The sequence below is a fragment of the Nocardia africana NBRC 100379 genome (assembly GCF_001612635.1).
Taxonomy (GTDB): Bacteria; Actinomycetota; Actinomycetes; order Mycobacteriales; family Mycobacteriaceae; genus Nocardia; species Nocardia africana.
Genome location: NZ_BDAV01000005.1, coordinates 217,108 through 227,743, shown reverse-complemented (window position 1 = coordinate 227,743; position 10,636 = coordinate 217,108). Strand labels below are relative to the sequence as shown.

The following is a 10,636-nucleotide window of genomic DNA, read 5'->3' as shown; positions in this document are numbered from 1 at the left end:
CCGGCCGGGGTCCGAAAGCCGCTGCCGCGACAACCCGAAACCTGGGATCGGTAGGCGGCCGGCCCTTCCTAACTTTGTGAACAACGGCCCGATCACCTGGCCGGACTCACCGAGAACGAAGGAACGAACACCATGCGCACCAAGCAGATCCGGATCGCCGCCGCCACCCTCGCCGCCGCCGGCCTCACCCTGGCCCTCGGCGCCTGCGGCGACGACTCCGGCACCGCCGCCCCGGCGTCGACGACCGCGGCGCCGGCGACCCAGGCCCCGGCGGGCGGAAAGTCGGCGGCCCTCGTGGACGGCAAGGCCCTGAGCGCGAGCTTCGACACCACATGCGCCCAGCGCGGCGGAACGCTCGCCCTGGCATTGACCGACGCCGCCAACCCCACCTACGGCCATCTGAGCGTCAGCGCCACCCTCACCGCGGGCGGCGACACCGTGCAGGCGGTCGCGATCGGCGGCAGCAAGGGCGGCTCCTCCGGTCTGCCCTATGCCGTCGGCTTCGGCAACGGCCAGCCCGGCGGCTCCGCCACGGTGACCAAGGACGGCAAGACCTACCGGATCACCGGTGAGGGTGTCGCCGCCCCGGATATGACCAACCCGATGGCCGGCCCCGCCACCGCGAAGTTCGAGATCACCTTCGCCTGCCCCACCATCGTCAACGGCTGAGCAGAGGACCAACCGTCATGCGCACCACAGTACGAGCCGGCGCCGTCGCCTTCGAGGTCGTCGCGATCGGTGTCTACCTCTGGCACGGGCTCACCTATCGAGCCGGCAGCCCGTGGGAGCCGGGTTTCGCCGCCTGGCTCAACGGTTTTCTCGCACTGCCGATCATCGCGTTCACCACGGTGGTGATGGCCTTCGTGTTCACAGGCGAGGGCGTGCTGTCGGCGCTCACCGGCCGCAACAGCGCGGAGTTCCGCGATGGCCTGCTCGGCCTGGGAACCGTGAAGTCGATTCGCGAGACCGGGGTGAGCGTGAACGACCGGCCGCAGCTGCGCATCGAGTTCAGCGTCGAGGGCGCCCACGGCGAGATCTTCGATTCGACCGCCACAATGATCGTGCCCCTCGCCGAACTGGCGCTGCTGCGCCCCGGTGTCGTACTTCCGGTGCGCTATCTGCCCGGGCGGACCGACAAGGTGGAAGTCGATCGATCCGGCGACAGCGCGTCGGCCCAGCAGGCGATGAACGAATCGCTGATTCGCAAGGGCGTGACCACGCGCGCCAAGATCGACATCGCCGGTCGTGGCGTGGCCGCGCAGGCGGTCGTGCAGTCGCTGTCGGTGCCCGGCGAAATCCGCAACGGCTACGCGAAAATCGACCTCGGGCTCGCGGTCACCCGGCCCGACGGCAGCACCTTCAGCACCCACGCGGAGAAGTTCCTGCCGCCGGCGAGCGTCTCGAACGTGCAGGTCGGACGGATCGTGCAGGTGCACTACCTCCCGGAGAACGAGCAGGAGGTGGTCATCGCGATCCCGCTCAACGCATGAGCCACAGGGGGTGCCGCCCTTCGCAGAACCAGTGCTGCGGAGGGCGGCACGGTCGTGTCGGCGGCAAGCGGATCACGGTGTTCGCCAAGCGGTTGCCGCAGACGCGTTCCGGGGCAAAACTTGGTGGATGACGAAGACCGTGGCCGACCCAGTTTCCGGCGAACCCCTCTCCACGGGACGTGCGGTGCGCGCCACCGTTCCCCGCTCGTCGCTCGGTGAATTCCACGCGGCCCCCGATCGCGATCCGATCGCGATCCTGGAACGCCAGGCCGCCACCCGGCTGCCCGATCTGGTTCCGATTCGCTACGCCCGGATGGCGGCCGGGCAGTTCTCGTTCCTGCGCGGCGCTCCCGCGATCATGGCCGCCGACCTCGCCACGATCCCGCACACCGGGTTGACCGTGCAGTTGTGCGGGGACGCGCATCTGTCGAATTTCGGCATCTTCGCCTCGCCGGAACGGTCACTGGTGTTCGACCTCAACGATTTCGACGAAACCCTGTCCGGCCCGTTCGAATGGGACGTCAAGCGGCTGGTGGCGAGTGTGGCCGTGGCGGCCAGGGAGAAGGGCTTCACCGATGAGGAGGCCACCGCCGCCGCCCGGAGCGCCGCGACGGCCTACCGGGAATGTATGCGCCGCCTGGCCGGTATGGACTCCCTCGACGTCTGGTACGAGCAGGTCGATGAGGAGACGGTGGCGAATATGGTGAGCCGCCCCAAGTTTCTCGAGGGTGTGGACCGCACGTTCGAGGCGGCCCGCAAACGCACCAACCTCGGCGCGCTGCGCAAACTCACCTACACCGACGACCAGGGAGCGCTGCGCATCCGGCATCGACCGCCGCTGCTGACACCGGTCGATTACGTCGACGCGCAGACCGTGGAAGAGGTGTTCACCGCCTACCGGCGGTCGCTGCCCGAGGAGCGGCGGGTGCTGGCCGATCGCTATCGCATCGTCGACTACGCGCACAAGGTGGTCGGTGTGGGCAGCGTCGGCACCCGCTGCTATGTGATCCTGGCCGTCGACCGCGACACCGGCGGCCCGCTGTTCCTGCAGATGAAGGAAGCCGAAAAGTCGGTGCTCGAGCCGTATCTCGCGCCGAGCCGCTTCCAGCACCAGGACCACCGCGTCGTCCACGGCCAGCGTCTGCTGCAGACCTCCAGTGACATCTTCCTGGGCTGGGTCTCCGGTCCCAACGACCGCAACTACTACTTCCGGCAGCTGCGCGATATGAAAGGCGGCGCCGACATCACCCAGATGTCGAAGGCCGCCCTGCGCGACTACGCCGGAATCTGTGGCCACACCCTCGCCCGGGCCCACGCCCGTTCCGGCGACCGCATCGCCATCGCCGACTACCTCGGCGGGGGAGAGGCCTTCGACAAGGCGATGACGCAATTCGCCCTCACCTATGCCGATCAGACCGCCGCCGACCATCGAGAACTGTTGCGCGCCATAGATTCCGGACGAGTACAAGCGGCGGCGAACCCGTATTGAGGCTGGGTGCCGGCCCTTCTCGCCTGGGGAGCGGTTACTCGCCCGTATGGCACGCGCCCTCTACTGTGCTCCAGGACAACGGTGTCAGCGTATCGACCGCACATCCCCGAACGGAATTGTCGCCGTGCCTGACACCCTCGCCGCTCCAGCGGCCGCCGCCCACTCGACCGGATCTCGCGCCGAGGTCATCCACCGCTTCCTGGTCAAGCCGGCCGATGCCGGCATAGTCGGCACGGTGGACGGCGGCAAGCTTCTCGAATGGATCGACAAGGTCGCCTATGCCGGCGCCGCCCAGTGGAGCGGTCACTACTGCGTCACCGCCTACGTCGGCAATATCCATCTCGACCGGCCGATCGAGGTCGGCGAGCTGGTGGAACTGCACGCCAACCTGGTCCACACCGGCCGCACCAGCATGCACATCCTGGTCACCGTCTACTCGACCGACCCGACCCGCGTGAAGCCGGTCCAGAGCGCCCAGTGCCTGACCATCTTCGTCGCCGTCGATGGCGAGCGACGCACCGTCGAAGTGCCGCAATGGAATCCGGTCACCGCTCTGGAAGTGCGGCGGCACCGGCAGGCGAAGGTCAGGATCGCGGTTCGGAAGGAAATCGAAGCCGCGATGGCCGCCCAGCGCTACACCGCCGAAGGAACGGCGCCCAGTGCGACCCTGCGCTTCCTCGCCGCGCCTTCCGACATCAACTGGGGCGGCAAGGTCCACGGCGGCCGCACCATGCAGTGGATCGACGAAGCGGCCTACGTCTGCGGCGCGAAATGGGCCGGCCAGCACGTTCTCACCTCGTACTTCGGCGGCATCCGCTTCTACCGCCCGATCGTCATCGGCCACGCCGTCGAGGCGACGGCCCGGCTGATCCACACCGGCCCCCGCAGCATGCACATCAGCGTGCACGTCACCTCCACGGACCCGCACTCCGGCGAACCGGAACTGGCGGCCCACGGCCTGGCTGTGGTCGTCGCCTTGGACCCGGACGCCAAGGCGCGCTCGATCCGGCAGTGGATTCCGGCCTCCGACGAGGACGTTGCCCTGGACGCCCACGCCCGCCACCTGATCGGATTACGTTCGCTGGTCGAGGATTTCACGCCCGCAGACGCTGTTCCGGAAGACGCGCAGCCGAACCACTTCCGGATCACGGTCGGATAGTTTCCACAGGTCCAGCGGGCCGGTGTCGACCTGTCATGCCCGGGCGCGGTGTCGCGACGGCGTGATGTCGCGGCCGGCTCCCGCTCTACCGGCAGGCGTGGCGGTCGGACGATGCGGTCAGGTGGTGCCACCGAGCTGTGCGACTCGCGCGATCTGGCTCTGCTGCACCTCTTTCGCGACACGCAAGAATTCGAGCGCCGTCCGCAGTTCGCCGATATCGAACCGCCCGAGAGCCTGCGTTCCCGCGCGGGCTACGGGTTCGAAGATCTCGTCCGCGACTCGCGCGGCCTTCGCCGTGCCCTCGATGATCTTCCGTCGGCGGTTCTCCGAATCCTCTGTGCGCGTGACCATTCCGGCCCGGATCAGGCGATCCACCACGGTCGTGGTGGCGGCCGGGCTGAGGCGTAGTGCGGTACTCAGCTCGCCGGCCGACAGTCGTCCGGCTCCCAGCACGATGTCCAGACAACGCAGATCGGTGCGATTGAGCCCCAGATGAGCGGACACCGCCTCGTCGAAGGCGTCGAAACTCTGCTGCAGCCGGCGTAGCTCCTGGGCGATCTCGCCGATCAGTTCTTCTTTCGACATTCGAAACTTTCTGTTATCTTAATTTTCGATACTCGAATTGTAGCACCGGAAGGGCGCGACCATGAGCACCACCCTCGATACCCGAGCCGACGATGCGGCCCTGCGCGGCCTGTTCGACGACCTCCTGCGGACATGGACCGAGAACGACGCGGCGGCCTACGCGGCCTTGTTCACGACGGACTCCGACTACGTCTCCTACGACGGCACCCGCGCCATCGGCCGCGCCGAGCACCAGCACAATCACGACAAGCTCTTTCGAGGCGTCCTCGCCGGTTCGGCCCTGGTCGGCGAGCTCGAATCGATTCGCTACGTCACCTCCGACGTGGCGATCCTGCACGGCACGGCCTCGGTCCTCATGCCCTGGCGCTCACGGCTGCCCCGCCGCCGGCTGTCGCGTCAGACGCTGGTGACCGTGCGTACCGACGGCGGCTGGGCGATCGCGGCCCTGCACAACGGACGGGTCCGGCCGGTGACCGTTCCGGAGCCGGATTCGTTTCCCTCGACGATGTCTCGGCTGATGAGCCGGGTCGCGCGGCGGCTCCGGCTCGGCCGCCGAGTATCCGGCGCCGCCTGAGGCAGGGGTCGTAATCGGTGACGGCGGGTCACAGTGGGCGCCAGCGAAATTCGTCCCCGTCGCGGAACGCTCCGAAGGATTCCGCCAGCTCCCCGGTGGCGCTGCACATCACCTGAGTCCGGTTCTCGATGTCGAGGGCGTGCCGCAGGCTCGGCGCGTCCACCGTCTGCCACATCGTCTCCTTGGTCATCCACACCGCGAGCGGGGAGTTGGCGGCGATCTCCTCCGCCTTGTCGATCGCCCGGTTCAGCAGCTCGTCCTCGTCGACCACCTCGAGGACGAGCCCGATCCGCTCGGCCTCGTCGGCGTCGAAAACCCGTCCGGTGAGCAGCAATTCGGCCGATCGTGACGCGCCCACCAGCCGAGGCAGGTGATAGCTGGTGCCCATATCGCATGCCGAGATCCCGTGCCGGATGAACACCGCCCCGAAGCGAGCACTACGACTCGCATACCGGATATCGCAGGCCAGCGCGAGCGCGAACCCACCACCGACCGCGGCCCCGTTCACCGCCGCGATCACCGGCTGCCGCAGCCGATGGATCTTCTCGAACGCCGAGGCCATCAACTCCTGGCTCGCGTAGATCCGCGCGACCGGCGACCGCACCGCACCCAGCAGCGTCGCGGTCGGAGTCGCGTCGGTGGCCGTGAAATCCTCCGGCTTCGACTTCAGATCCGCACCGGAGGAGAATCCGGCCCCCGCGCCGGTGATGACCAGCGCCCGCACCTCCGGCTTCCCGTTGACCTCGTCGAGCACCCGATGCAATTCGGCGACGGTCTGATTGTCCAGCGCATTGCGCCGGTGCGGCCGGTCGATGGTCAACACGACGACACCCGAGGACCGGTATTCGATGTTCAGCGCGGACATCCCCGCCTCCTTCGCGATTCAGCGCGCAACGGTGCCGCCGTCGATGACGAACGTCTGCCCGGTGATGAAACTGCCTGCGTCCGAACACAACAGCAGCGCGGGCCCGACCAGCTCGTCCGGCTGACCGAGCCGCCGCAGCAACGGTGCCGCCGCCATCGCGTCCACCACTTCCTGCGGATTGTTGCGGACCATATCGGTATCCACCGCCCCCGGAGCGATCGCGTTCACCCGAATCCCGTCGCCGGCGAATTCGGCGGCCATCGAGCGAGTCAACGACAACAACGCCGCCTTCCCCGCCGAATACATCGCCAGCCCACCGGAAAACCCGAACGCACCGATCGACGCGAAGTTCAACACCGCCGCATGCTTGCTCTTCCGCAGATACGGCAACGCCGCCTGCACCAGAAACAACGGCCCCTGCACATTCACCGCGAACGACTTGTCCACCGCCGGCTTCTGCATGACCTCCAACGGCTGAGCCAGCGCATTCGCCGCATTGTTGATCACGATGTCGACCCCGTCGAACGTCTCCACCGTCTTCGCCACCAACCCCTGCAACTGGTCGATCTCACCGAGATGAGTGGGCACCCCGATCGCCTCGGCCCCGAGTTCCCGCAGCCGCTCGGTGGCTTTCTCGCAGGCCTCCGGCTTCCGGCTTGCCACAACCACATTCGCGCCGGCGCAGGCCATCCCTTCGGCCAGAGCGAGCCCGATACCCCGGGTACCGCCGGTAACGATCGCGGTCCGCCCGCTGAGGTCGAAGAGTTTCTGGAATGAGCTGCGGTCCACTGAGCCGGCCTCTCTCGCGGGTAATACGGTGTGCCCGCCGATGAACTGACGACGGACGCTGTCAGTTCTACCAGCGCACCTCACGCCGGCGTCGCCGTTATCCGAATTCGGTATCGAAACAGAAGCTGATCTGCGCCGCAGCACAGGCGATCCCATCCGGCTCTGCGCGACGGCCGCCCGCTGAACTACCGTGGACTCCGACCGAACGCCCCGTCACCGGGAGGCGCCTTGCGCTCCACCGCCCGCACACTGCCGATCCTGCTCGTCCTCTTCGCGACGGCCCTCCTGCTGCCGGTACGCGCAGGCGCCGACGCCGCCATCGACGACACCACCTCCCACCGCATCGACGAACTCGTCGCATTGCGCGCCGGCGCGACCGGAGCAAGCAAAGGTGAACTGCTCGACCTGCTGTCCCGACAATTCCTGGGCACCCCCTACGCCGCGAACACCCTCATCGGCTCGCCAACCCAGCCCGAACAGCTGGTAGCCGACTTCCGCCAGGTGGACTGCTTCACCTTCCTCGACTACGTAGAAGCCCTGAGCCGAACCGCCGACCGAAACCGCTTCGAAGCCAACCTGATCGACACCCGCTACGCGGAAGCCCAAGTCGACTACACCCACCGCAAACACTTCTTCACAGACTGGGCACGAGTTGCGGACGTCGCCGCCACCGACATGACCGCTCTTTTGTCACCCGCCGCAATCACGGTCCCCAAACACCTCAACGCAAGGGCTGACGGCGGTGTCTACCTACCGGGAATCCCGGTGGTAGACCGCAACATCACCTACATCCGAAGTGCCGCAGTGGATCAGGGCGTCATCAACGGGCTCCGAACCGGCGACTACATCGGCGCCTACGCCGACCAACCCGGACTCGACGTCACCCACGTCGGAATCCTTGTCATGACGCCGAGCGGCCCGGTTTTCCGAAATGCCTCCTCACTTGCGACCAACAACAAGGTGGTGGACACTCCGCTGGGCGAATACGTGCAAACCGTTCCGGGCATCGTGGTGCTGCGTCCCCGGTCGGCGTAGGCTAGCGCGGTGCCATCTGGCCAGACCGGAATTCGAACAGCAAATTGTTCTCCGTAGACTGGATCCTACCCAGAGCCTTGCCGTGCGAATCGAGGCTACCTCGAGGAAATCGGTTCAGAACAATAGCGCCGGTTGATATGTGACGCCTGGATCGGGTCGGTCGTTCCGAGCCCCTTCACGGGCGGACGTTACTCGCTCGCGAAGTTCGGTCAGAACGGCCGGGACCCCATTCTTCTCCTCATCCTGCACCTCCGCCCACTTCAGAAGGAATATGTCCTCTGCCAACTCGCGTGTGACCTGGCACCCGAGGGCGGCCGAGAGGACATGCAATCCGAAGATCGGCGGAACAGCGTTTCCGATTTGCTGGGCGACCGCGCCGCCACGCCATGGATAGTCTTCTGGAAAGCTTTGTAACCGGCCCGCTTCCAGCTCGCTGAACCGATCGGTCCGGCCGCTGCTCACCACTTTGTTTCGTGAAACTTTCCCGGTGATCGTTGCGGACGGTTGCGTGGACTCGCGGACACCGCGTGCTTTCGGATCTCCCCCTGTGCCGTAGTTCGAAATAACGACAAAGGCCTCCGTTCGGTGAGGGAGGGCATCCGCCATGGTCTTACACGCGGGCAAGTGATGGTCGTCGGTAGGACGTAAGCCCGACTTGCGGAATATCTGGTGGGTCGGCTGTGGTATCGATCGAGGTCCGTCGAGGGTGGCGATGAGAACCGCGCGGCGCCGAGTCTGGGGTACCCCATATCGCTCGGTATGCAGCACCTTGGTCTCGACGTGGTACTGCAATTTGTCGCGCAGCACGATCGCCATCGCTTCCCAAACTGGAAGAACGGCGGGGACCTGCTCTAGCACGATCGTCCGGTACGGGCGACCGAGCTCGGCTGCTCGCAGCGCCCAGCGCAATGGTTCCAAAACCAGGCCGGTGCGTTCGTCTTCCAGCCGTGCGAGCTCGTGCTGTACCGATTCGCCTGCCGCCATGGCGATTATGAATTTCAACACGATGTCCAAGGCTCGCCGGCCGGCACCGTTCCCTGCGACCGTAAAGGTCTGGCACGGAGGCCCGCCGATCAGCATCGTCGCGGTGGGAAAATTCTCGGGACCGAATTTGCGCACGTCGTGGCACTTGAAATTGAGTCCGGCAGCTTCTCGGGTCTTGCAGGCATCGGCGTCCCACTCGAGGCCGTAGACCTTTCGGCCGAGCCAGCGCGCAGCAACGTCCAGGCCACCCGGCCCGGCAAACAGGTCGACGGTGTCGGCATGTTCCATGGCAACGGTGAGGTCCTCGCTCGGCACCCCTGGAGCATAGCCGGCGCACGGCCGGAGCGGGACTTCAGCTACAACCCAGGCCGGCGCGTACTGCACGGCCGAGTGCCTCGGCGGCAGGAGGCGGCGTCGCATTTCCAATCTGGCGGTAGCGGGCGGTCTTGAGGCCACAGACTTCCCAATGGCTCGGAAATGCCTGCAGCTCGGCGATCTGGTCGACTGTCAGCCGCACCCTTCCGTCGGGCAGGTCGGGATCCCACTGGAAGTCCATCCCGGGAGGGCTATCGGATAGCGACTTTCCCTCGACACCCAGCTTTGCCCAGGCGCGCTGCGATCCTGCGGGGCCCAGATCGGCGCCACCGCGATCCCATGAACCGCCGACGATTGTGGGTGCGAGCCGATCGGCGTACGCGGCCCACTCGGCGGCTTGTGACCAGCCCCGAATGGCCATCGAAGTACGAAGTACCGCACCGACTGTCAGATTCGGTGTTGGCAGGACCGCATCCAGTGCGGCATTGAATTCGTTGAGTCCGCCGTCCCGGAAGGCGACAAGTATGCCCAGGTCCCGACGTTGTGGCACACCGAAATTGCAGGCATCGATCACGCGCCAGTTGAACTCGTAGCCGGCGGCGTCCAGATATTTCTCGACATACGAACGACTTTCGGCATATTCGTCGCGTGAGACCAGGTCGGGGACGTTCTCCAGCAGGACTGCTCGCGGCCGCAGTTCCCACACCCACCGGCCGGTGGTCTCGAGCAGTTCGAGTTCGAAGTTGTCACCGCGAGTGCGCGACGCAGTCGCTGCGGAGCGCACCCGTGGTAGTCCCGCTGACAGGAGGTCGAGAACGTCGGTCGAAGGGAGATCCTTCTGTGGATCGATCAGCGACAGATCCCGTTCGACCACCCGCCACCGCGGTCTGTTAGCTCGCAACGTCGTGCACGCAATATTTCGGTTGTCTACCAGTGCAACCGGATCGAACCCCGCCCGTTCCAGCCCGAGCGCCATCCCACCTGCCCCAGCGCACAATTCCAGCGAGCTGAGGCGTTGTGCGACGCCTTTCATCGATGCCCCCTTCTCCGCGCGGCGCGCGTCGATTCAGAATAACGCCACGTTCGGTCCGGTTCGGAGTGAACCGCGAGTCGAGAGCGCCGGGGCCGCCGGGCGCCGTGGCAAGAGACGGTCCGCATCTGTTTGCGGCGCCGGCGTTCGAACCGTGGCACGGGCAAGGGTCGTCGAACTGGCGAATGGGAATGCCGAGCTGCCCTACGACGGATGCAAAGTAGCGTCTCGACTCGGACCGTAACGCAATGCTGCGTTTGTACTATTCCTCGTTGAAAGCGCACTGGGGTACCCGCCGTTCACGGAGCTCGATCTCCGCGA

General features: G+C 66.3%; 11 protein-coding genes. 6 read left to right on the top strand and 5 right to left on the bottom strand.

All coding sequences use genetic code 11. From position 1 onward, the window contains the following. Positions 1-132: 132 nt before the first annotated feature. The 4 genes from NA3_RS06255 (at position 133) to NA3_RS06240 (ending at position 4,138) form a co-directional block, all read left to right on the top strand. On the top strand, positions 133-669 hold the full coding sequence (locus NA3_RS06255; RefSeq protein WP_062962575.1) for a lipoprotein LpqH: 537 nt from the start codon (positions 133-135) through the stop codon (positions 667-669). A 17-nt stretch (positions 670-686) separates the two neighbouring features. Continuing rightward, a complete protein-coding gene (locus tag NA3_RS06250) occupies positions 687-1,490 on the top strand; it encodes a hypothetical protein (RefSeq protein ID WP_062962574.1) in 804 nt (267 codons plus the stop codon). A 127-nt stretch (positions 1,491-1,617) separates the two neighbouring features. Continuing rightward, complete coding sequence (locus tag NA3_RS06245) at positions 1,618-2,979, top strand: DUF2252 domain-containing protein (RefSeq protein WP_062962573.1); 1,362 nt, start codon at positions 1,618-1,620, stop codon at positions 2,977-2,979. 124 nt (positions 2,980-3,103) lie between these two features. Next, positions 3,104-4,138, top strand: coding sequence for an acyl-CoA thioesterase (locus tag NA3_RS06240; RefSeq protein ID WP_063917318.1), 1,035 nt, complete (start codon positions 3,104-3,106; stop codon positions 4,136-4,138). A gap of 117 nt (positions 4,139-4,255) precedes the next feature. Here the strand turns inward: NA3_RS06240 and NA3_RS06235 are convergent, their stop codons facing one another. Then, positions 4,256-4,723 (bottom strand): MarR family winged helix-turn-helix transcriptional regulator, encoded by a 468-nt coding sequence (locus NA3_RS06235; RefSeq protein WP_062962572.1) that lies wholly within the window; start codon positions 4,721-4,723, stop codon positions 4,256-4,258. A gap of 61 nt (positions 4,724-4,784) precedes the next feature. On the opposite strand from NA3_RS06235, the gene NA3_RS06230 reads away from it, so the two are divergent. Then, positions 4,785-5,297: an SgcJ/EcaC family oxidoreductase gene (locus NA3_RS06230; RefSeq protein ID WP_062962571.1), complete on the top strand. Its 513-nt coding sequence runs from the start codon at positions 4,785-4,787 to the stop codon at positions 5,295-5,297. A 28-nt stretch (positions 5,298-5,325) separates the two neighbouring features. Here NA3_RS06230 and NA3_RS06225 read toward each other — a convergent pair whose 3' ends face one another. Further along, entirely contained in the window at positions 5,326-6,162 is an 837-nt protein-coding gene (locus tag NA3_RS06225; RefSeq protein ID WP_062962570.1) for an enoyl-CoA hydratase/isomerase family protein, read from the bottom strand. A gap of 18 nt (positions 6,163-6,180) precedes the next feature. Beyond that, the gene (locus NA3_RS06220; protein ID WP_062962569.1) at positions 6,181-6,951 is read right to left on the bottom strand and encodes an SDR family NAD(P)-dependent oxidoreductase; all 771 of its coding nucleotides are present in this window, start codon (positions 6,949-6,951) and stop codon (positions 6,181-6,183) included. A gap of 228 nt (positions 6,952-7,179) precedes the next feature. Here NA3_RS06220 and NA3_RS06215 point away from each other — a divergent pair, with 228 nt between their 5' ends. Further along, on the top strand, positions 7,180-7,986 hold the full coding sequence (locus NA3_RS06215) for a DUF1460 domain-containing protein (RefSeq protein ID WP_062962568.1): 807 nt from the start codon (positions 7,180-7,182) through the stop codon (positions 7,984-7,986). 114 nt (positions 7,987-8,100) lie between these two features. On the opposite strand, the gene NA3_RS06210 is transcribed toward NA3_RS06215, so the two are convergent. Together NA3_RS06210 and NA3_RS06205 are read right to left on the bottom strand one after the other, a co-directional pair. Further along, positions 8,101-9,285, bottom strand: a complete 1,185-nt coding sequence (locus NA3_RS06210; RefSeq protein ID WP_063917316.1) for a DNA cytosine methyltransferase — start codon at positions 9,283-9,285, stop codon at positions 8,101-8,103. Positions 9,286-9,322: 37 nt separating this feature from the next. After that, positions 9,323-10,318 carry a DNA cytosine methyltransferase gene (locus tag NA3_RS06205; protein ID WP_062962567.1) on the bottom strand — a complete coding sequence of 332 codons (996 nt, stop codon included), beginning with the start codon at positions 10,316-10,318 and terminating at the stop codon, positions 9,323-9,325. Positions 10,319-10,636 lie beyond the last annotated feature (318 nt).

Bases quoted from the DNA above. Each gene is read 5' to 3' on its own strand.
- NA3_RS06230 (WP_062962571.1), top strand. From the start codon at position 4,785: ATGAGCACCACCCTCGATACCCGAGCCGACGATGCGGCCCTGCGCGGC.
- NA3_RS06245 (WP_062962573.1), top strand. From the start codon at position 1,618: ATGACGAAGACCGTGGCCGACCCAGTTTCCGGCGAACCCCTCTCCACG.
- NA3_RS06235 (WP_062962572.1), bottom strand. From the start codon at position 4,723: ATGTCGAAAGAAGAACTGATCGGCGAGATCGCCCAGGAGCTACGCCGG.
- NA3_RS06225 (WP_062962570.1), bottom strand. From the start codon at position 6,162: ATGTCCGCGCTGAACATCGAATACCGGTCCTCGGGTGTCGTCGTGTTG.
- NA3_RS06250 (WP_062962574.1), top strand. From the start codon at position 687: ATGCGCACCACAGTACGAGCCGGCGCCGTCGCCTTCGAGGTCGTCGCG.
- NA3_RS06255 (WP_062962575.1), top strand. From the start codon at position 133: ATGCGCACCAAGCAGATCCGGATCGCCGCCGCCACCCTCGCCGCCGCC.
- NA3_RS06205 (WP_062962567.1), bottom strand. From the start codon at position 10,318: ATGAAAGGCGTCGCACAACGCCTCAGCTCGCTGGAATTGTGCGCTGGG.